Consider the following 21,287-nt stretch of genomic DNA (forward strand, 5'->3'; position numbering starts at 1 on the left):
CATTCATGTCGTCGCGAAACTTGCTGTTCTACGGTGTCGTTGCGCTGTCCACGGCTTGCGACCAGGCCGTATTGACCGGCGTGATCTGGATGTCGCTCAAGCTCTCCGGTTCCAGCGTCCCCCTTGGCGTGGTCCTGTGTCTCTCGGTCGCCGTTCCCTTCGCGCTGGATCTGCTGAGTCGAGGACGAGCGGCCAACATCGACGCCCCTTGGCTGGTGGCGTTGCGTATCTCGGCCTTTGCCATTGCGGCACTCTTCGCCTGGTCCGGACTGGCCTCGGCCCTGGGTGTCTTCCTGTTGATCGCCTTGCTGGTGGGGACAGTCGATTTCCTCACGGCAAGCTCCCTGGAAATCGAGAACACCCGCCGGGTCGTCGCCGGCTGGCTACCGGCGGACGATGCCGCGCGCTATATGCAAACCGCCATCCAGGTCGGCGGTTTCTCGGGATCGTTGGCCGGTGGCGCACTGCTGGGCCTGCTCGACGATTCGGTCTTTCTGATGGCCGTGGCGTTGACGGGGGCGGCCCTGAGCCCGGCGTTGCTGGCCGGCCGGATGAGGCGCAGCGTCATCGTCGAGGCCCCGGGCCCTGCCCCTCGGCAGGCCAGGCAAAGCCAGGACGATACGTTCGAAATGCCCTACGGCTGGATGGCCTGCCTCGGGTTGATCGCCCTGCACATCGGCGCTTTCAACAGCATGATGCCGGTCGTCTACCAGCAAGTTAACCATTGGAGCCCCACCAGTTTCGGCATCGCCTCCGGCGTCGCGGGCATCGGGGCTTTCCTGGCCGCGCTGCTGCCCCTGGGCAAGCACCGCCTGGTGCTGTTCGCCAGCGCCCTGATCGTGGTGGATGCGCTGATGGTCCTGGCGCCCCTGGTGCCGCTGTCGCTGGTCGGGGCGTTCCTGGTCGGATTCGTCACCAACCACCTGCGAATCGCCGTTCGCAGCCAATTGATGCGCTGCGCGAACAACGATGCCCAGGCGGCATTGGTGGGCAGTCGCAGCACGTTCTGCGCCTATTCGATGCAGGCCACCGGCCCCTTGTTATTGACCTTTGCGACCTCCGCATCGGTCTTGGGCCCGACATCCGGCCCGGCGCTGATGATCGGCACCGGCCTGGTCACCGCCATCGGGCTGCTGGGACTGGCCCAGTTGCGTCGCCCCGCGCAGCCCGTTCCGCTGGCGCGCTCATGATTGATTGATGGAGGCATCCGATGAGTTCCACAGAGCTTGAAACCGATCGACAGACCGTGCTCGCGCAGGTCTACGCGCTGATGAAGGAAGTGGCGCCCCAAAGCGTCCAGGTCGACCCGCAGCTGTCTTTTCTCGAAGCAGGGGTGGACTCGATGAAGCTGATGCTCCTGGTGACGCGCCTGGAGGATGCCTTTGAGATCGAGTTCGAAACCGACCATCTGGCCCCCCAGTTCCTGGGCAGCCCGGCAGCTGTCGCCGGGCTTCTCCTGGAGCACTACCTGACTGCCTAGGCGAGGATCGCCCGTCATGGAAGAACAACCGTTTGCCTACGATGTGCACCTGTACGACCGACGTTTCCTCAATTGCTTCCAGCGCCATGCCGTTGTGTTCATGAAACGCCTGGGCATAGAAGTGGACTGGCTCTTCTACAACGCCTTGCCGGCGGTGGACGATATCTTCCAGCAGATGGTGGTGCAGAACAAAGCCAAGTACGCGCTGCAAAGCGGTTATTTCGCCGACGACGACCTGGCGCTGCTGGGCGTACGTTTTCATGAGCGCAAGGCCGAACACCTGGATGAGCTGCTGCCGGTCATCCACCAGCAGATCCAGGCCTACGGTTGCGCCTTCCTGTCGGGGGACGTGTATTACTTTGCACACTGTCCCGAATACCGCAGGTCACATGCCCAGCACGTTGTCGTGCTGCGCCAGGCCCATGCCGACGGCACCTGGGACATCGTCGATGACAATGCCGCCAGTGTGCTGTGCGAATACCGCTACCCCCAGGAAGTGATCGACCAGTTCTTCCAGAACGAGGGCAGTCGCCGCATGTTCTGCCTGGAGTGGACACCACCACGACACAGTGTCGAGCGTTCATTCCGCCAGCGCCATCAGGCATTCCTGGACGGCTTCAAGGTGGAACCCTGGTTCTACGGCCACCTCGAAGCGCTGCTGGACAACCCCCTGGCCTGCGACACGACCAAGTTTCGCGCGCTGCATGACGTGTTCACGCTCCTGGCTGGCTCGCGCAATTGCTTTGCCCGCTACCTGTCGATGACCGGCGTACCCGAGGCGACCCTCGAACGGGTCCAGCGGTTTGCCCAGGAGGCCGGTGTGCTCAAGGGCTTGATGGCCATGGCGCAGATCACCGGCAAGGTCCGTCGCCGCGACTTGGTCACGCGGTGCGCTGCCCTGGAAGGCCTGGAGGCTGACTACCTCGACGACCTTCGCTCGATGCTTCGACAAACGGTGGTCCAGGCCTGACCGCTCAGGTACCCGGACGAATCAGCACCTTGCCCCGCGCGTGGGCGGTGGCGACCTTCTCCAGCGCCGCGCGGGTGTCGGACAAGGTAAAGCTCGAGTCGATGATGATTTGCAGCCGGCCCGCACTGAACTGCCTGACCGCCTCGGGAAGGAACGGCACTGCGCTGGCGAAGAAGACGAATTCGCCTGTGCAACCGTCCCGTCCCTGGATGTTGAACTCCACCAGGGTCGAGATGTGTCCCCCGGGGCGCAGCACCTGCCAGGACTCTTCGAGCGTCTCGCCGCCCAGGGTATCGAGCACCAGGTCGATATCCCGCACACCTTCAAGGGTCTGGCTCCGGTAGTCGATGACCTCGTCGGCGCCCAGGCTTTTCACCAGCTCGATGTTCTTCGCCGATGCGGTTGCGATCACATGGCAGCCGGCAAGCTGGGCCAGCTGGATGGCCATGCTGCCCACGCCCCCGGCCCCGGCATGGATCAGGACCCGCTGCCCTGGCTGCAACTTGCCGACGTCGAACAGCGCCTGCGCGGCGGTGCCATAGGCCGTTGGTAAGGCGGCGGCCTGTTCGAAACCCATCGACGCGGGAATGACGCAAAGCTCGGCGGCGGCGATGACCAGCCGCTGCGCGAAGGCGCCACCGTGGCTGGGAGTGGTGCGGCCGACGACCCGGTCGCCGGCCTTCAGGTGCCTCACCCGCTCGCCCACCGATTCGATCACGCCACTGAAATCCGTGCCTGGCGCATAGGGAAACGTCACGGGAAAGATCGGCTGCATGTAGCCGGCGATGATCTTGACGTCCAGCGGGTTGACGCTGGCGGCCTCGACGCTGACGACGACTTCCTCGGGTTGAGGGGTTCGCAGGGTCGCTTCACCAGCGACCAGCACATCCGGGCTACCGAACTCGTGAATCAAAGCGCTCTTCATTTGGCAGACTCCTCTTCAGGCCTGGGTGGGGAACCGGCCAAGCTGGATGAACACGCCGAACCAGTCTTCCAGGTGCCATGTCGTCGTCAGCTTCGCGTCGTGGAAGCGGTGGAATTCATGGATGGGGAAACTGACTTGCCTGCCGGTGGCGGCGATGCCGAAAAGCTCACCGTCATGGGTGCCGCTGATTTGCGCGCGCACGGCCATTTTTCCAGGCTCCTGGACCACGTCGTGGATAACGATCCGCACATCGGGGAACGCCTGGACAACGCTGCGGATGATGGTCTTGATGCCTTCAGGGCCGGGGGCCTGCCCCGGCGCCAACGGGATGTCGTCCCAGTGCGGGGCCAGCACTTCGTCGACCAGATCCGGTTGTTTGTCGCTGAACGCGCGGTAGAACGTTTCGACCGCCAGGCGCTCGGCGCGCAGTTGGTCGGCAAGGCTGATGCTGGAGATATTCATCGGTTTCTCGCTGTGGCCAGGTGGGGTAGCGAGATAGTGCGAGGGCGGGATACGATCCGTCTAACAAATAACCGATATGGATATTTATTTGATTCATGGATTTTCATGGCATCGATTTGAACCTGCTGGTGGCATTCGACGCACTGATGACCGAGCGCAACGTCACGCGGGCCGCGGCTCGGGTGGGGGTCAGTCAGCCGGCGATGAGCGCGGCCCTGGCCAGGTTTCGCAAACTGTGGGGCGATCCGCTGTTTGCCCGCAGCGCCGACGGTCTGTTGCCGACACCCAGGGCCCGGGAACTGGCGGTGCCGATCGCCCAGGCGTTGCATCAGTTGCAGGTGGCACTGGTGGAGCGCCCCGCGTTCAACCCTTCCGAGGCTCGCGCGGTATTCAAGCTCGGCCTGTCGGACTACCCGGCCTATGTGCTCCTGCCCGCCCTGTTGCAGGCCCTCGCCGAACAGGCGCCGGGGGTTTCGGTGAATGTCCATGCGTTCAACGACCGCGACCATACCGTCGACATGCTGGACAACGGCCTGATCGACGCGGCGGTGGGCGTGCCGCCGACCCAGGCTGCGGCGAGGATCCTGAATCGAACCGTGCTCAGGGACGAATTCGTCACCATCGTGGCCCATGACCATCCGGTTGCCCGCCGCGCCATGACCCTCAAGGCTTACCTGGCGCTGCGCCATGTCCTGGTGTCTCCCGAGCAAGACTTGTACGGCGTGGTGGACCAGGCTCTCGCCCAGCAAGGAAAACAGCGGGAGCTCGCCCTGACATTGCCGCAGATGTTCGCCGTCCCCTCGCTGATCGCCCGTACCCGGCTGACCGCCACGGTGATGCGAAGAGTGGCGATGAGCGCGGCCGGCAGCCATAAGCTGGTGATGTTCCCGCCACCGGTGACGCTGCCGCCGATGACCTTCGACCTGATCTGGCACAGGCGCAGCGAGTCCCATCCGGCGCAGCAATGGTTCAGGGAATTGATCGCCGAAGTCGCCGGGCAGCTATGACGCCACGGCCAGCGTGGCGGCCATGGGGACGGTCCCTCTTGCTCCCCGGCACGCGATACCAGCCAGGCCTTTCACGGCAAGATGTAGACCTGAGCCCAATCTGGAGAAATACCCCACCAGCCAGGCCATGACCTGTCGTAATCTCGCACCTGCATTCATCACGTCCGCCAACGTCCCGAGACCATCGCGATGCCCTCGATCTACCAACTCAAACCCGCCTTCCAGAACCTGCTGCGGCCCATGGTCCAACGGCTCTACGACAAGGGCGTCACCGCCAACCAGGTCACCGTGCTGGCAGGTGCCGTTTCAGTGCTGGTCGGCGCGATCGTCGCCGGGTTCGCCCATCACCCCTGGGTGTTCGTATTGGTGCCAGCCTGGATGTTCCTGCGCATGGCCTTGAACGCCGTGGATGGCATGCTCGCCCGGGAGTTCGGCCAACAATCGCATCTGGGCGCCTACCTCAACGAGCTATGCGATATCATCGCCGACGCTGCCCTGATCCTGCCTTTCGCCCTGATTCCCGATGCCAGCCTGTTGCTCGTGTTGTCGGTCACGCTGTTGGCGTTGTTCAGCGAATACGCCGGTGTGCTGGGGCCGATGGTCGGGGCTTCGCGACGCTACGACGGGCCGATGGGCAAGAGTGACCGGGCCTTCGTGCTGGGCGTGCTGGCGACTGGCATCGCCCTGGGTTGGCTCGGGGCTCCCTGGGTCGATGGTGTGATGGCGGTGGTTGCCGCCCTGCTGGTTTATACCTTGGTCAACCGGGTGCGTCATGGCCTGGACCAAGTGAAGGAAAACGCTCCCTCAGCATAAAGGATCTTGCAATGCGCGAAGCCCAACACCGGACATTCACCACCCATGACGGCGTGGAGCTGTTCTACCGACACTGGCCGGCCGTCGACGTGGCCCCGGGCGAACCCCGCCAGGCCGTGCTGCTGTTTCACCGTGGCCACGAACACTCCGGGCGCATCGCGCACCTGGTGGACGAACTGGACCTGCCCGGCTTCGACTTTTTTGCCTGGGACGCCCGGGGCCATGGCCAGTCCCCTGGCGAGCGGGGCGACAGCCCGAGCTTTGCCACCAGTGCGCGGGATGTACAGACGTTCTGCGACCACATCGGCGCGCAGCACCAGATCGATGAACAGAACATCGCCGTGGTGGCGCAAAGCGTCGGCGCGGTGATCGCCGCGACCTGGGTCCATGACTATGCACCGCGCATCCGTTCGCTGGTGCTGGCATCGCCGGCGTTCAAGGTGAAGCTCTACGTGCCTTTCGCCCGTCCGGGCCTGGCGCTGATGCGCAGGTTTCGCGGCAATTTCTTCGTCAACAGCTACGTCAAGGCGAAATTCCTCAGCCATGACCCGCAGCGCGTGGCGTCCTACGACAGCGATCCGCTGATCACCAAGGCCATCTCGGTCAATGTGCTGCTGGGCCTGTACGAAGCCGCCGAGCGGGTGGTGGCCGATGCCCAGGCGATCCAGGTGCCGACGCAGTTGCTGATCTCCGGTTCCGACTTCGTGGTGCACCGCAAACCCCAGGAACAGTTCTTCGAGCGACTGGGCAGCCTGCAGAAAGAGAAGCACATCCTGCCGGGTTTCTTCCACGACACCCTGGGGGAGAAGCACCGCGCACCGGCCATTGCCAGCGCCCGGCGCTTTATCCTGCAGAATTTCGAACGCCCCCTGGAGCGCCCTTCCCTGCTGGATGCCGACCGCCTGGGCGCGACCTGCGCCGAAGCCGAATCCCTGGCAACGCCGCTGCCGCACAATTCGCCGCGCGACCTGTACTGGCGCATGACCCGCGCCAGCATGCGCCTGGGCAGCACCCTGTCAGCCGGCGTGAAGCTGGGCTTCGACACCGGTTTCGACTCCGGCAGCACCCTGGATTATGTCTACCGCAACCGCGCCACCGGTACTTCGGCGCTGGGGCGGCTGATCGACCGGAACTACCTGGACTCCATCGGCTGGCGTGGCATCCGCCAGCGCAAGCTGCACGTGGAGGAACTGTTGCGCCTGGCCATGGGCAAGCTGCGCGAAGAGCAGCGCGAAGTGCGCATCGTCGATATCGCCGCCGGCCACGGCCGCTACATTCTCGAAGCGCTGCAGGGTGTCAGCCCGTTGCCGGAGTCGATCCTGCTGCGGGACTACAGCGACATCAACGTGCGTGATGGCGGCGCATTGATCCAGGAAAAAGGCCTGGGGCACATCGCCCGTTTCGTCAAAGGCGATGCTTTCGATCGCCAGGACCTGGCGGCCCTGGAGCCCAAGCCGACCCTCGCGGTGGTGTCCGGCCTGTACGAGCTGTTCGCCGATAACCAGATGGTCGGCGGCTCCCTCGCGGGCCTGGCCGAAGCGGTGGAACCGGGGGGGTTCCTGATCTACACCGGCCAGCCGTGGCACCCGCAGCTGGAGCTCATTGCCCGCGCCCTCACCAGCCACCGCGCCGGGCAGGCGTGGGTGATGCGTCGGCGCAGCCAGGCGGAAATGGACCAACTGGTGGAGGCTGCAGGCTTTCGCAAGATCACCCTGCGGGTCGATGCATGGGGCATCTTCAGCGTTTCGCTGGCCCAGCGAGTGCAGTGATGAGCGCTGTCATCCCCCCCGCCCGGGAGCCGGCGCTGCTGAAGCCGGCGGTGTTCTGGCTGCTGTTGCTGGCCCCGCTGTTCTTCAGCACCTACGGCTTCGCCACCTGGGTCACGTCCCAGCGCGACGATGTCGGCAGCCTGGTGTTCGGCTGGGAAAGCCACATGCCGTTCATGGCCTGGACCATCGTGCCGTACTGGTCGATCGACCTGCTGTATGGCTTGTCCCTGCTGCTGCCCAACAGCCGCGAGGCCCTCAAGCGACACGCCTTGCGCCTGCTCACGGCCCAGGCGATCGCGGTCAGTTGCTTCCTGCTCTGGCCGCTGCGCTTCACCTTTGCCCGACCGGAGATGGATGGGGTGTTCGGTTGGCTGTTCGACGTGCTGGCCGGTTTCGACAAGCCATTCAACCAGGCGCCCTCGCTGCACATCGCGTTGCTGGTCATCCTCTGGGTTTGCTACCAGCGCCATCTGCAAGGTATCTGGCGCTGGCTGATGCACGGCTGGTTCGCCTTGATCGGCGTGTCGGTGCTCACCACTTACCAGCATCATTTCATCGACGTTCCCACCGGCGCGCTGGCCGGCTGGCTGTGTGTCTGGCTGTGGCCGCTGGATCGGCCCAGCCCGTTGCGAAGCGCGCGCCTGAGCCATGACCGCGCACGCCTGCGACTGGCCTTGCGTTATGCCTTGGGCGCGGCAGCGATGTTCATTCCGGCGTTTGCCTTCGCCGGCGCCTGGCTGTGGCTGGTCTGGCCGGCGGTGGCGCTGCTTTGGGTGGCGCTCAATTACCTGCTGTTCGGCGCCGACGGGTTCCAGAAGCGTGCCGATGGCCGGCTGAACCCCGCCGTACGCTGGATGCTGGCCCCCTACCTGGCAGCCGCCTGGGTCAATTCCCGTTGGTGGACACGCCAGCATCCGCAGCCGGATCAGGTCACGGATGGCGTCTGGCTGGGGCGCGTGCCTACGTCGGCGGAATTGAAGGGCAGCCCGTTCGGCGGCGTGCTCGACCTCTGCGCCGAACTGTCCGTGGACAGCACTGGCATCGCCTATCGCTCATTGCCGGTGCTCGACTTGACGGTGCCGACAGCCGGGCAATGCCTGGAAGCGGCGCAGGCGATCGAGAACCTGCGCCCATACGGGCCGGTGCTGGTCTGCTGCGCCCTGGGCTATTCACGCAGCGCCACCGCCGTGGCCGCGTGGCTGCTGCACAGTGGCCGGGCGGCGAGTGCCGATGACGCCATCGGGCAAGTCCAACGGGCCCGCCCGGGCGTCGTACTGCATCCGGCCCACCGCCGGGTGTTGACGCAACTGGCCGAGGAGCACCAGCGATGATCAGCGACATGGAACTGCATACCGTCGCGAGCCTGTTGCGCCGCGGTCACGCCCTGGACCAGCTGTCCACCGGGCTGACGCTGCTGGCGGCGCTGCTGGGGTTCGGGCAATGGCTGGTGGGCGTGATCGACCCATGGTTGCTGCTGTTGAGTGCCACATTGATCGTCCTCGGCTTGCTGGAAAAATACTGGGCGCTGCGCGTGGCATTCGATGCCGATCTGTTCCAGCGCATGGCCGACAGCGCCCATTCGCTGGCCGAGCGCACCTTCGCCCTGGATCAGGCCCTCACCACCCTGGGCCTGCAGCCGGCCGAACGCGCCGGCCGCCTGTGGAGCGAACGCCAACGAGGCGCGTTGATGCTGTTGCGTCGACAGTCGCGCCTGCTGGGGGCACAAGTTGTCTTGACGCTGGGCTTCATCCTGGCCAGTCCCTGGCTAGCCTTTTCAGGATAAGGAATCCTCATGTTCGAACCCGTGATCGCCAACCTCATCACCTCCGCCGCCCGCATGGTCACGGGCGCCCGCAGCCTGTGGCTCGGTTGCGCGCCGCGGCCGGTGCAGCGGATCTATTTCGCCAACCACAGCAGCCATGGCGATTTCGTGCTGCTCTGGGCGTCCCTGCCGCCGGCACTGCGCAAGCTCACTCGCCCGGTGGCCGGTGCCGACTATTGGCAGACCAGCCCGCTGCGCCGCTACATCATCAACCGGGTTTTCAATGGCGTGCTGGTGGACCGGGAGCGCAAGGATCCCGGGTACAACCCGCTGCAACCGATGCTCGATGCCCTGCACAACGGCGACTCGCTGATCATCTTCCCCGAGGGCACGCGCAACCCAGACGAAGGCCTGCTGCCCTTCAAGAGCGGGATCTATCACCTGATGAAAAGCCATCCCGAGGTCGAAGTGATCCCGGTATGGATCGCCAACCTCAACCGTGTCATGCCCAAGGGCCGGGTGCTGCCTTTGCCCCTGTTATGCACCACCAGTTTCGGTGCACCGCTGTGCATCGAAGAAGGCGAAAGCAAAGAGCAATTTCTTGAACGCAGCCGCGCCGCACTGCTGGCACTGGCCCCGGAGCACGTCTGACATGGATCGATACACCCTGATGTTGTTTGGCGGAATCGGCGCGATTCTGGTGCTGGCGTCCGTGATCGGCTTCATTCTCAAGCTGCGGACCAAGGGCGCACCGAACTCGGTCATCGATAACCTCAACGCGCGAATCAATGCCTGGTGGATCATGGTGCTGGTGATCGGCATCGCGTTCTGGCTCGGCAATGCGGCGGTCATCCTGCTGTTCTACGCAGTGTCGTTCTACGCCCTGCGTGAATTCCTGACCCTGACGCCCACCCGACGCAGCGATTACCCGGCCCTGGTGGCCGCGTTCTACCTGGCGCTGCCGCTGCAATACCTGCTGATCTACTACGACTGGTACGGATTGTTCTCCATCTTCATCCCGGTGTATGTGTTCCTGCTGCTGCCGATCCTGGCGTCCCTGGGCGGCGACAGTACGCACTTCCTGGAGCGTGCTTCGAAGGTGCAGTGGGGATTGATGATCGCGGTGTTCTGCATCTCCTTCGTCCCGGCCTTGCTGACCCTGGACATCGCCGGTTTCGAGGGCCGCAACCTGTTGCTGATCGCGTACCTGGTGATCGTGGTGCAGCTGTCGGATGTGTTGCAGTACGTGTGCGGCAAGTTGTTCGGCAAGCGCAAGATCGCACCGAACCTGTCGCCTTCGAAGACCGTGGAGGGCTTTGCCGGCGGCATCCTGCTGGCCTCGCTGATCGGCGGCGCGCTGTGGTGGATCACGCCGTTCAACCCCTGGCAGTCGTTCCTCATCGCCTTGCTGATCAACCTGCTGGGGTTTGCCGGGGGCATCGTGATGTCGGCGATCAAGCGCGACCGCGGGGTGAAGGATTGGGGCCATATGATCGAAGGCCACGGCGGCATGCTCGACCGACTGGACTCGGTGTGTTTCGCGGCACCGATCTTCTTTCATCTGGTCCGGTATTGGTGGACCTGAAAAAAGCCCACTGAAAGTGGGCGAAGGGAAAGCAGCTGTTCGGCAACATCAGGCCAGCGTCAGGTTGACTGCTTGCCCGTGGCCGACGGCATAGCACTGGAGTCGACCCGCAGCTTGCGCGCCCGGGCCACGGCTCGTTCCCACTCCCGGACGTCGTGGCTGCAAAAGATCTCGACAGGTTGATGATCCCGGGACAATGCCAGTTCCCGCAAACGACTCTGGTTATGCAGGCGTGCCGGACGGTCCGTGTCCATCATGTACTGATAAAACCGCATGCCCGGCGGACAATGGCGTTCGGGTTGATGGACTTCATCGTGAAAGAAATACGCATCGCCGGCGTGAAGCATCCAGCCGCCGGGGGTGCGCAGGGCGATCCCGGCATGACCGGCCGTATGGCCCTGCAACGGCACCAGGAAAATATCCTCTTCTTCCGCCCCGATCAGCGCCCGCACCGAGTCGAAGCCAAACCAGGTGTCGCCTTCAGTGGTGTAGAACTCCCAACTGTCCACACCCTGCCACTGCCGGGCCTGGAACCGACGCCGACTGATCCAGGTGTTCGCGGAGCGGGCCACCGCCATCTCGTCGCGCATCACATGCACCCGCGCCTGGGGAAAATCCTGGAGCCCGCCGGCGTGGTCGAAATCCAGGTGAGTCAAGAGAATGTGTCGCACATCGTGGGCGTCGAAACCCAGGCGTCGGATCTGTTCCAGCGCCGTGAGCCGATGCTCGAACCGGATGTTGTTGAACGTGCGAAAGAATCGGCTCAGCCGCTCGGGGGTCTGGATATCCCGCTGGCCGAATCCGGTGTCCACCAGGATCAGGCCGTTGGTGTCTGTTTCGACCAACAGGCAGTGACACACCAGGCACGCCGTCAGCCCACGACTGTAGCCATCGAACAACGCCCCGCCCACCGGGCACATGCAGCCGCAGTTCAGGTGATGGATGCGCATGGATGGCCTCCTTTTGCGGGGTGGGGCGTTTGTTTCGGTTTTGTAGGGGCTCTCTGGAATCGACTGGAAGGGGGGTTGGGAATTCAGGGAAGGCGACAGGCGGTGACAGTCTCCTGCCTGTCTACCACCCACGATTGTCCAATAGCTGTTGGCCAATTCTCCTCACGGATAACTAAAACTTTTCACCAGGGTCAACTCCCCCGGCGCCCGCATCGGGACCACGAACGTCTCCATTTTTTCGCTCGGCGTGCCCTCTTCCGTGATCACGGTGATCTGCGCCGTGGTCAGGGCTTGTTTCGCCTGCTCGACTGATTCTGCGTCTTCATCGCTTTCCTCGTTGCGATAACCGCCGCCGTAGTAGTTGACGTAGACCTGGTACTGCCCCTTGATCGGTGCCGGCATGGCGAAGATCTCCGGGCCGTAGCCGGTGGTGACGTCGACGTCGAGCGCGGCACCGTTGGGAGCGACCCGGTCGCCGTACCAGATGTGGGCACCGTCGGGCGTGAGCAGGTGCAGGTCCAGGTCGGTGCCGTCGCTGTCCCAGGTCAGCAAGACCCGCAGCTTGGCCGGCGTGGCGCCGCCACTGGTGTTGAGGAACTGGGTGCGGTGACGATGCTGGCCATCGGGACTGCGCACTTCGACGCTGTTGGTGCCGTTGGGAAACGAGAATGGCCGGTCGAAGCGCCCCTCTGGATCGAGCTTCAACGGCAGGCTCACGCCGTTGACGATGAGTTTGCCCGGCTCGCTCGTGTCCTTGGGCATGGCCTTGATCTGGCCGGTAATGCGGGCCGTGCCGGCCTGGCCCTCGGGCGTATTGACCGACGAGGCCGGGTAGTTGACGGTCTGGCTGAAGTTTTCATCCTCGCCGCCCGGTGCGCCGCTGCGCCAGCCGCCGACCGGGGTGTCGAGTTTGATGCCGTCAGCGGCAACGGCCAGGGGCAACGCGGTCATGGCGCAGAGCAACAGCAAGACCTGTGGATAACGGAGTGTCATGGTCTATTCCAGCAAGAGGTGACGGGCGAGCCCTTCGATATAGTCTTCGTCCTGGCCGTTGGGATGAGCTTCGAAGGCCAGGTGCAGGTATTCATGAGTCAGGTCGAGGCGGTCTTGGAGCGATAGCACGCCCCGAACGTAGATGCGCTGGCGCTCGCGGTCGACATAAGGCCGGCCGAAGGCGAGACGGCATACTGCCAAAGCGCTGATTTCGTTGTAGCCCACTTCGCTTTCCAGCCGAGGACGCCAGCCTCGACGCTGCTTGAGCAGCCATTGCTGGGCAGCCGGCAACGCTTCGCAGGACGCCACCGGATTGTCCCAGCGACTGAGGCTGGCGCGTGGATAGGCATGCAGCAGGATGGCGTCGTAGCGCTGCCCGGCGCTGGCTTGTTCCACCGCCTGCTGCCAGGACAGCTTGTCCGGACCTGGCTGGTCGGAGTGATAGGTCACATCGGTGCCGGCCAGGACCAGGTCGTTGGTCCAGGCGGCGATCGACCGGGTTTCGGCCGTCGCCGGGCGCGGGGCGACCCGTTGCCGATGGCTGCTGTCGTCGATGCTCAGGCAATCGCCGTTGCGCTGGGCGTTCTGCAACAGGTAGGTGCGAATCGCCACGGCCAGGGCCTTGGCCGCTTCGGAGGGTTCGGCCTTGGCTTCGCGCTGCAGGACCCGGGCGACGTATTCCTCCCGGTCCAGCCGCGCCACCAGCTTGCCGGGCGTCAGGAACAGCTCGCCGTCGCTATGGATATCCAACTGGTTGCCGTTGGCGAACTCGACGCGGTAATCACCGCGCAATTGACCCGGCGCGACCGGCCGATCACCCGACATGACACGCTGCAACGGGTATCGGGCAAACAGGCCCACTTCCACGCAACGTCCCGTTTCGGCCGGCCAACGCACCGGCAGCGCCGCGGCCAGCCCGTCACCGAACACCTTCAGGACCTGCTGGCTGGTGCCCCGCCCCCCGGCCCATACGGGCGTCCCATCGGCCAGCCAACCGGCGAAGCCACCCTGGCGCGATGCCGGCCCCTGCTCGCCGAGCCAACTCCAGGTCTTGACCCGCAGGCGACTGCCCAATTGACCGACAAGCCGGCCATCCGAGGCGTTGAGCACCACATCCAGCAGCACCCGACGGGCCTGGTCCTGGGCCGGCAACGTGGCCAGCGCCTTGAGCAGCTCGACGACGGGCACCTGCTTTTGCGGTTGCAGGGCGGGCAGGTCCAGCAGCCAGGACGGCGCCTGGCGAGCCTGCCAGTAGTCGCGCCAGTCCGTGGCCCCCAGCCCGAGCCGCTGCGGCTCGAAATACAGCCCACAGGACTTCACCAGGGCCTGGTCGCGACCGATGCTCTTCCCGGCGCTGCAGCAATACACTTCTTCCTTGGACTGGCCGCGGCACTCGTAGGCCGGTTCCTGTGCATGGGTGTCCACCAGCCAGGCGTAGACGAACAGCTTCCACAGGCTGCCCAGTGGTGCCTGCAGGGAATCGGGCAACGGCTGGCGGTCCAGCACCTGGCCCTGGCCCACCCGCAGCAGCTGGCCGTCGAAGGCCAGGCGCAGTGGCTCGTCCTGCGCTGTCGCCAGCGCAGGAATCAAGCACAACAGCCACCCAACCAGCAGGCCGCGCATGTCAGTCGACCGTGACCTGACCAAGCGCCGGTTTCTTTTCCCAAGCCTGATTCTGCGGTGCATAGACCTGGGTGAAGCGCACCGGCGGCAGGTTGAACTGGCCCTTCTGGGAGAAGCGCACCAGATGCCGCAGGCGCAGTTCGCCACTGAGGGCATCCACCGGCACCGCGTAGGCCATCTGGCCGGGTTCGAAGCGGGCCTTTTCCAGCGAAGTCGGCTCGCTGCCAGCCTTGCCCAGCAACTGGATGCCCCAGGTGGTGCGCTCCACATCGGCACCCGGTGGCAGCGGTACTTCGAGCATGCCGTAGCGCAGCGGGGTCGACGCCTTGCTGTTGATGATCACCTCATCCAGATAGAGGCCGTCGCTGGACAACGGCTTGCTGCCCACGGCTTCGAGGGTGAAGGTGTAGGCATCGACACCCGGCACCAAACGCGACAGGCGACGGGTGATGGACACCGCCATCGGTGCCATCGGCGGTTGCTGGCTCTGGAAGCTCAGCGCGGCCTGCAATGGACGCTCCTGGGCGCCGCTGAGGGTCAGCACGGTCGGGACTTGGGCGCCTTGCCACTGCCAGTAGGTTTCCCCGGTGGCGCCTTGTCGGGCTTTCCAACCCTCGCCTGGGGTCAATGCCACGGCCGGCGCAGCCTGTTCGATGCTGCGTTGCAGCCAGGTCAAGGCCAGGGCCCGTTCCAGGGTCGACTGTTGCGGCAGCAGGCGTTCCAGCAGGGCGGCGGAGCGTGCCTGATCGAAGGCTTGCAACGACGCCAGCAGCGCCTCGACGAACGGCTGCGAGCTGACATCCAGTTGCTGCTGGGCAGCGGCCAGCTGACGGTTGAAGGCGTCCGGCAGCGGCACCTTCGCCTGGCGGGCCAGGGAGGCGGTCAGTACACGGGCACTGGCCAATCCGAGGGCCGAATCCGGGGCGCTCATGATCAGGCTGTCCGCGCCATCCTCCATCACGCTCCCGGCGCTGCCCTCGCCTGCCTTCGCCAGATCTTCCATCAAGCCGCTGAGCAAGGTGTTCACCGGCAATTGCATCTGCCGGGCGAACGACAGGATCAACGCACGCTGCAACAGCGCAGTGTTGCCCGCCTGCTTGGCGTAGACCTCCAGCACCCGCTGCCAGTGTTCCGGCGGCAGGTTCAGGTCCAGGGCCTTGCTGGCGTGCCAGTCGGCGTAATAGGCGTAAGCGGTCAGGAAGGCATCCGGCTCCCCTTCCTGGCCCCACCAGGTAAAGCTCGCCGAAGGACCGGCCATCTGCACCAGGCGCAGACGGCTGTTCTGCATGACCAGGCGCAAGCGGTCGCGGGTCTGCGAATCCGCGGCCAGGGTCGGGTAAGCGATGCTCAACGGCAGCAGACGGCTGGCAGTCTGCTCGACGCCGCCGTACGGGTAGCTCAACAGGTCGTCCAGGGCCGAACGGAACAGCGCTTGCGGGCTGTCGTCCAGGCGCAGGCGGATATCGCTGGCATCTGCTGGCAATGCCAGTGGGGTATCGCCCGTGGCCACGTCGAGGCGCTGGTTCTGGGTGACTTGCCAGCCGTTGCCGCTGGCGTTCAGGCGAACGGCCAGGGCGTCCTGGGTTTCACCGTTCAACTGCAACTGCACGTCCAGGTCGCCGTTGCTCAACGCCAGCGCCGGCAACGCGACATAGTTGATGCCGTGTTTCAGCTCGGCCACCACGCGTTGTTCAGTGCCTGCGTAGCGGATCAGCAACTCGGCCTTCAGCGGCTTTTCCGACTGGCTGAAAGCGAACAGGCCCAACTGCGGCTTGTCGCCGCTGCGGAACCGGGTCGGACCGCTCCACTTCAGGTACAGCGGCTTTTGTGAAGCGATGAACTGCTTTTTCTGTCCCACTTGGCCGTCGTCGGAAATGGCACGCGCGGTGATGCGCCAGCGCGTCAGCGAGTCCGGCATCTTGAAGGTGAAACGGGCCTTGCCGTTGGCATCGGTTACCAGTTCCGGCTGCCAGGCGGCGGTGTCCACGTCCTCGCGACGTGGTCGCTCCAGCACCTTGACACCACGCTCGCTGCGGTTGGCCTTGCCCGGCGCGCCGGGGCTGCCCGGCAACGCGACGTCGTAGCTGATGAACGAGAGGCTGGCGCTGGTGCGTACGTTGTTGCGCCGCGGGTGATAGAAGAACTGGTCGATGGTCGGGGCCACCTCCGGTTGCAGGGCATAGACCATTTCGTCCACGACGCTGACCGTCAGGTGGGCCGGTATCGCCTTGCCGGCGAACTGGGTGCTCAGGTCGACGGTCACCGTGTCACCGGGCCGGTAAGTGGCCTTGTCGGTGGTGACGGCGACGTCGATCTGTGGCGCGACCACCTTGATGCCAGCATTCTGGAAGCTGTATTGGCCGCCCTTGGTGTACAGGACCGAGAAGGTCATGTTCGGCGCGAAGGCGTCCTTGACCGGGATGCGCGCGCGGTATTGGGTGGGGCTGAGGCTTTCCATTTTCAGCCAGTCGCCCCCCTTCGACAGCAGCGCCGTGGCCTCGACCTTGTCCCGCTCCAGGGACAACAGTGCGTCAGTGACCGGCTCAGGGAAGGTGATCAGCGCCAGCGCTTCGTCTCCAGCCTTGTACTCGGGTTTGTCGAGGACAATCTCCACGGTACCCGGCACCGCCTTGACGCCTTCACCGGTCACCGAATGCCCGGTGGCGCCAATGACTCGACCATGGTCATCCTTGAGCGTGAGGTTATAGGTACCGGGCCGCTCGAAGGCCAGGCTGAAGCCCTTGTCCTTGGCCGTCAGCTTGCCTTCGCCCGTGCTCTGGTCTTCCAGTCTCACCCAGGCGTAGCCGGCCGGCGTCACGGCTTTGCTCGGCTCGTTGCCGCCTTCGTTGACATAGCTGAAAGCGACCTTCTCCCCCGCCGCACTGAAGCGCTGGGGGGCGCTCAGGCGAAAGTTCGCCGCACCACGGTCGATGAGGATTTCCTTGGTGGTCTTGACCCGATAGGCCGCGCCATCGCTGGCGAATACCGTCAGGGTGTAGCGACTCGGTTTGTCGGCGGCCGGCAGGTCGAGGGTCGCGACGCCCTGCTCATCGGTGGTCACTTCGCTGCTGGTCAGCTCCACCGGGAACTGCCCCAGGTATTGCAGCTCGTTGTCCACCATCGACAATTGCTGGGCCCGCAGGCTCAGGCTCACGGTAGCGTCGGCCACCGGCTTGCCGTCCGGATACAACAGCACCAGCTTGCCCTTGACCGGCTCGCCCGTGCGGTAATCCTGCTTGTCGAGGTTCAAGGCGATTTCGAAATGCGGCTTGATGTACTCGGCCACGCGAAAGGCGCTGCTGTAGAGCTGGTCCTTGTAGCTCAAACGCAGCTCGTAACCACCGGCTACTGCGTTTTCCGGCAACTGGAAGCGTCCCTGGGTACCGGCCTTGGCGTCCAGCTTCAGGGCCAGGGTCTGCAACGCGGTGCCGGTGGCATCCAGCACGCTGACGTTGACGTCAGCCGCCGCCGGCTGCACCGAATCACGGGCATTCTTGAATTCGCGGCCGACGATCTTCAGCGACACCCAGTCTCCAGGGCGATACAGCGGCCGGTCGGTGAAGGCGTAGAGCTTGGTGTCGTAGATTTCGCTGTCGTAGTAGAAGTTCTCGGAGACGAATACGCCGCCCTCCTCGTCTTCGCCAATGACGAAGGAACGCTCGGGGCTGACGTGCTTGAGACGCAGCAAGCCGTCTTCATCGGTGGCACCGCTGCTCATCACGCCCAGGCCATCGGTCCAGAGCACGTTGACCTTGGGCACCGAACGACCTTCATGCTTGCGCGCGGCCCAGACCAGCAGTTCGTCGCCGGCGATCTTGCTCACCGCCACGGTGTTGGAAACGAAGACCATGGTGGTCGCGCGATATTTGCCGATCAGCGCCTCCACCAGATACAGGCCAGGCTTGAGCTGCCCCAGGGGAATATAGACGTTGCCCGGCGCGACGCTGACGAACTCACTGGAAGAACCGGCCAGATTGACGCCTGCCGGCGGCTGGATCGGCTTGGCCTGCCACAGCGGGTAACGGAACTGGCTGACCACCGGCAGGCCCGGGATCAAGGCGAATTGCGGCGAGGCCTCGTAAGGCGTCGGCGCGACCATCGCATCGCCCATTTTCAGCTCGGGCACTTCTTCGGTGACCTGTTGGCGGGACTCGTAGGAGAACGCCCGCTGCATCACCCGACGTGACTTGCGATACCAGTTGTCCCACAGGTACGCGAGGGTATTGGACAGGCCTTCGCCCTTGAACTGACCGTCGCTGACCACCCGGTGCAGGTTTTTCTGGCGCTTGAGGAAGTCCAGGGGTTTTTCGATGCGATAGACCCGGATGTCGGCGCCGCCGTAGGGCTCCATGCGAAACCGGCGATAATCGCGGCCCGGCGCTTCGAGGCGAACCATGGCCTGCTCGTCGCTGGCGAAACTGCTGTCGGCCAGCAGGAAAAAGCTTTCACCGGCCACGGGTGTGTAGCCGCTGGGCTCCACGGTGTCTTCGGCATTGACGACAGGGGCCAGCAACAGGGCAAACAGCAGGGGCAGTTTCGAACACAAGCGCAGCATGCGGGCACCGGTCATTGGGAGAGAAAGTTGAGTCGATAGACGCCGATGAAGTTGGGGTTGGCTGCGTCGGGTATCCATCGGGTGTCCTTCCAGTTCATGAGTTGTTGCAGGCTTGCGGAGCGCATGCCGTTGTCGGTAGGGGTAGTGGTGCCGGTGTGATAGGCGATGTAGCGGCCCATCCAGATCATCAGGTGCTGGTCGTCGCCCTGATCGAAGAACATCAAATCGCCGGGGCGGGCCTGAGTCACGTCACGGCCCACGAGGCGACTGTTGAACTGGATCAGCTTGATAGCGTTGACGTAGGGCCCGACCTTGCCGCCACCCTGCTGCCACTGCTGGGCCAGGCGTCGCTGGGCGTCGCTCAGTTCGAGCTCCGGCGGCAGGTAGCGGTTGGACATGCCGTTGCTGCGCAGCCATTTTTCGTTATGGACCTTGAGCGCTTCGTTGGCGGCGAAACGCACCAGGCCGGCACAGTCCTGCTGGTACCAGCGCGGACTCGGGCCACGACTGAGCTGTTCCTGGGCGATGCGCACGAACCAGGCACGAAAGACCTGGGATTGCTGGACATCCAGAGGCGGCGTCTCGACGGCGAACGCCGGTCCGCCCAGCAGCAACGCGAGCGTCAGCACCCAATGGCGATTGCGGAGCAGTCCGATCACAGCGCTTTCCATTCCAGCGGCAGCCATTGCCAGTGGCCGTCCGGCTCGCTGCCTTCGGGCAGCGTCAGGGCGTACTTGCCATAACCGCCGAGGGTGCGCAGTTTCGGGATCAGGTAGGTCTGCGCGGCGTTGTAGAACACCGGTTCCATGTCCTGGGGCAGGCTGTCCAGGGTTTCACGCTGCATCAGTTGCGCCATGGCGTCCGGGCCGAAGTAGACAGGCATCAGCACACCCTTGGGCAAGACGTCGGCCATGGGCGGGAAGCGCTTGTCGAGCGTGCCGAGGGCCTTGTCCACCAGCTTGTCGTCCAGGGAAAACAGCAGGGTGGAGCCGTGACGCGCCAGGCTGACCCGCATGAAGGCCTTGCCGGTGATGGATTCGGGCTGCAGCGAGTCCTTGGCCAGGTAGGGGCCGAAGTTGGAACTCACCTGGCGTTGCCAGTGATGCATCGGGCCTTCCTGCTTCTCCACGACCGGGAACGCGTGCTCGGCGACATTGTTTTCATAGGCGCCCACCATCGAACCGAACAGGCCGCCCAGGTCGGCGTCGAGCTTGCCGTCGTCCGCGTTCAGGCTCGCTACCAGCAGCGGTGTGTACAGCCGCGAATCGGCGTACCAGCACAGGCCCGCCGCGCCGGCCATGTGTTCGGTCATGGCCTGGGCGGCTTTTTCATCGGCGCCGAGTTTCACCAGCAGCGGCTTCTGTTGTTCGGCCGCCAGGGGCAAGGACACGCAGGCGCTGGCGCCCATGGGCATGGCTTGCCAGATTGGCTTGAAGTCGAAGTCCGGCTGGTTCTCCAGCTCATCCAGGGCCAGGAAGCTGTGCCAGCCCTTGTCGTCCATGTCGAAACGCACCCCGGCGAAATTCGGGATGAAACGCTGGTAACCCATGGCGAGGACGCTGGCATTGACCGCGATGCGTTGCTTGACCTCAGGCGCCCTGGGCGGCAGGCCGAAGGCTTCCGGAAAGAGTTTTTCGCCACTGAGCAAGGCTGCCAGGGCGGTCGTCGAGACACTGCCGCGCTCCTGCGAGGGCCCGTTGGCCGGGTCATAGAGCTTCGTCGGGTTGGACAGCACCACCAGTTTGTCGCCATGGGACGCGAAGACCAGTGATTTGCTGGCGTTGTAGCTGAGTTGATAAAGCGCGACCTCATCGCCACCGACCTTCAGGTCGCTGAGCTTGCTCAACTGCGTGTCGTCCAGCGCGACTTTCGCCAGGGGCTCCAGGACCTTGGCCAATCCGCCGCGATCCATCACCAGCAGGAAATCCTTGAGGCGACCATCGGCACCGCGCCACAGGGCCACGTCGGCCGGCTGGTCGAACAGTTCCTCGATCAGGCTGTCCTGCAACTTGAGGTCATGCTCGTAGATGATCCGGCGCAGGCTGCCAATCAGCCCGAGGCGGTCGGCATGGGCCTGGTAATAGAAGACGAAGTCCTCGGTGAGCGTGGCCTTGAGAAATGGCACCGCCAGCAGATCCTTGGGCAACTGGCTCAGGGAGTGGGCCTCGAGCAAGCCATCGGGGCGACTCAGGCCGAGCTTTTCCAATGCCAGCGCCATGGGCGGCGCCTTGGGCTTGTTCATGAACCAGCCCAGCCCGGCAGCCACACCGGCAACCAGGCACAGCCCGATCAGCATCGCCGGCCAGCGGCGCGCAGGTTTAGCGACAGGTGTCGGCGTGGTCGGGGAAGCAGTGTTGTCGCTCATATTCACAAGGGCCTATTCATCCGTGGAG

At 64.4% G+C, this 21,287-nt stretch carries 18 protein-coding genes; 10 read left to right on the plus strand and 8 right to left on the minus strand.

Annotated elements, in window-relative coordinates; translation table 11 throughout:
- The first annotated feature begins 5 nt into the window (after positions 1 to 5).
- The 3 genes from AC1M7R_RS07845 to AC1M7R_RS07855 are packed head-to-tail and all read left to right on the plus strand — an operon-like array spanning position 6 to position 2,450.
- Positions 6 to 1,190 (plus strand): hypothetical protein, encoded by a 1,185-nt coding sequence (locus tag AC1M7R_RS07845; RefSeq protein ID WP_490610334.1) that lies wholly within the window; start codon positions 6 to 8, stop codon positions 1,188 to 1,190.
- A 20-nt stretch (positions 1,191 to 1,210) separates the two neighbouring features.
- Entirely contained in the window at positions 1,211 to 1,480 is a 270-nt protein-coding gene (locus AC1M7R_RS07850; protein WP_072395663.1) for an acyl carrier protein, read from the plus strand.
- A 16-nt stretch (positions 1,481 to 1,496) separates the two neighbouring features.
- Complete coding sequence (locus AC1M7R_RS07855) at positions 1,497 to 2,450, plus strand: hypothetical protein (RefSeq protein ID WP_123595576.1); 954 nt, start codon at positions 1,497 to 1,499, stop codon at positions 2,448 to 2,450.
- Positions 2,451 to 2,454: 4 nt separating this feature from the next.
- On the opposite strand, the gene AC1M7R_RS07860 is transcribed toward AC1M7R_RS07855, so the two are convergent.
- Positions 2,455 to 3,375 (minus strand): NADP-dependent oxidoreductase, encoded by a 921-nt coding sequence (locus AC1M7R_RS07860; RefSeq protein WP_072395659.1) that lies wholly within the window; start codon positions 3,373 to 3,375, stop codon positions 2,455 to 2,457.
- Between the two features lie 15 nt (positions 3,376 to 3,390).
- Positions 3,391 to 3,837, minus strand: coding sequence for an ester cyclase (locus AC1M7R_RS07865; RefSeq protein WP_072395657.1), 447 nt, complete (start codon positions 3,835 to 3,837; stop codon positions 3,391 to 3,393).
- A gap of 95 nt (positions 3,838 to 3,932) precedes the next feature.
- On the opposite strand from AC1M7R_RS07865, the gene AC1M7R_RS07870 reads away from it, so the two are divergent.
- From AC1M7R_RS07870 to AC1M7R_RS07900, 7 genes are all read left to right on the plus strand, one after another.
- The gene (locus AC1M7R_RS07870; RefSeq protein WP_490610335.1) at positions 3,933 to 4,844 is read left to right on the plus strand and encodes a LysR family transcriptional regulator; all 912 of its coding nucleotides are present in this window, start codon (positions 3,933 to 3,935) and stop codon (positions 4,842 to 4,844) included.
- Positions 4,845 to 5,033: 189 nt separating this feature from the next.
- Positions 5,034 to 5,657, plus strand: coding sequence for a CDP-alcohol phosphatidyltransferase family protein (locus tag AC1M7R_RS07875; RefSeq protein WP_072395653.1), 624 nt, complete (start codon positions 5,034 to 5,036; stop codon positions 5,655 to 5,657).
- Positions 5,658 to 5,668: 11 nt separating this feature from the next.
- Positions 5,669 to 7,426: a bifunctional alpha/beta hydrolase/class I SAM-dependent methyltransferase gene (locus AC1M7R_RS07880; protein ID WP_337349703.1), complete on the plus strand. Its 1,758-nt coding sequence runs from the start codon at positions 5,669 to 5,671 to the stop codon at positions 7,424 to 7,426.
- Complete coding sequence (locus tag AC1M7R_RS07885) at positions 7,426 to 8,757, plus strand: phosphatase PAP2/dual specificity phosphatase family protein (RefSeq protein ID WP_490610336.1); 1,332 nt, start codon at positions 7,426 to 7,428, stop codon at positions 8,755 to 8,757. Before AC1M7R_RS07880 ends, AC1M7R_RS07885 begins: the two co-directional genes overlap by 1 nt.
- Positions 8,754 to 9,209: a hypothetical protein gene (locus AC1M7R_RS07890; RefSeq protein ID WP_072431426.1), complete on the plus strand. Its 456-nt coding sequence runs from the start codon at positions 8,754 to 8,756 to the stop codon at positions 9,207 to 9,209. The genes AC1M7R_RS07885 and AC1M7R_RS07890 overlap by 4 nt, the downstream gene beginning before the upstream one ends.
- 9 nt (positions 9,210 to 9,218) lie before the next feature.
- Complete coding sequence (locus AC1M7R_RS07895) at positions 9,219 to 9,839, plus strand: lysophospholipid acyltransferase family protein (RefSeq protein WP_165887243.1); 621 nt, start codon at positions 9,219 to 9,221, stop codon at positions 9,837 to 9,839.
- Position 9,840: 1 nt separating this feature from the next.
- On the plus strand, positions 9,841 to 10,773 hold the full coding sequence (locus AC1M7R_RS07900) for a phosphatidate cytidylyltransferase (protein ID WP_072395634.1): 933 nt from the start codon (positions 9,841 to 9,843) through the stop codon (positions 10,771 to 10,773).
- Between the two features lie 59 nt (positions 10,774 to 10,832).
- Here AC1M7R_RS07900 and AC1M7R_RS07905 read toward each other — a convergent pair whose 3' ends face one another.
- From AC1M7R_RS07905 to AC1M7R_RS07930, 6 genes are all read right to left on the minus strand, one after another.
- The gene (locus AC1M7R_RS07905; RefSeq protein WP_072395632.1) at positions 10,833 to 11,723 is read right to left on the minus strand and encodes an MBL fold metallo-hydrolase; all 891 of its coding nucleotides are present in this window, start codon (positions 11,721 to 11,723) and stop codon (positions 10,833 to 10,835) included.
- 162 nt (positions 11,724 to 11,885) lie between these two features.
- A complete protein-coding gene (locus AC1M7R_RS07910; protein ID WP_165887242.1) occupies positions 11,886 to 12,716 on the minus strand; it encodes a YfaP family protein in 831 nt (276 codons plus the stop codon).
- 3 nt (positions 12,717 to 12,719) lie between these two features.
- Positions 12,720 to 14,339, minus strand: coding sequence for a DUF2300 domain-containing protein (locus tag AC1M7R_RS07915; protein WP_165887241.1), 1,620 nt, complete (start codon positions 14,337 to 14,339; stop codon positions 12,720 to 12,722).
- A 1-nt stretch (position 14,340) separates the two neighbouring features.
- Positions 14,341 to 18,909, minus strand: coding sequence for an alpha-2-macroglobulin family protein (locus AC1M7R_RS07920; protein WP_165887856.1), 4,569 nt, complete (start codon positions 18,907 to 18,909; stop codon positions 14,341 to 14,343).
- Entirely contained in the window at positions 18,906 to 19,565 is a 660-nt protein-coding gene (locus AC1M7R_RS07925; protein ID WP_072458873.1) for a DUF1175 domain-containing protein, read from the minus strand. The genes AC1M7R_RS07920 and AC1M7R_RS07925 overlap by 4 nt, the downstream gene beginning before the upstream one ends.
- Entirely contained in the window at positions 19,550 to 21,259 is a 1,710-nt protein-coding gene (locus tag AC1M7R_RS07930) for a DUF2138 domain-containing protein (RefSeq protein ID WP_165887240.1), read from the minus strand. The genes AC1M7R_RS07925 and AC1M7R_RS07930 overlap by 16 nt, the downstream gene beginning before the upstream one ends.
- Between the last annotated feature and the right edge of the window lie 28 nt (positions 21,260 to 21,287).

Source organism: Pseudomonas sp. MS01C9, assembly GCF_058202755.1.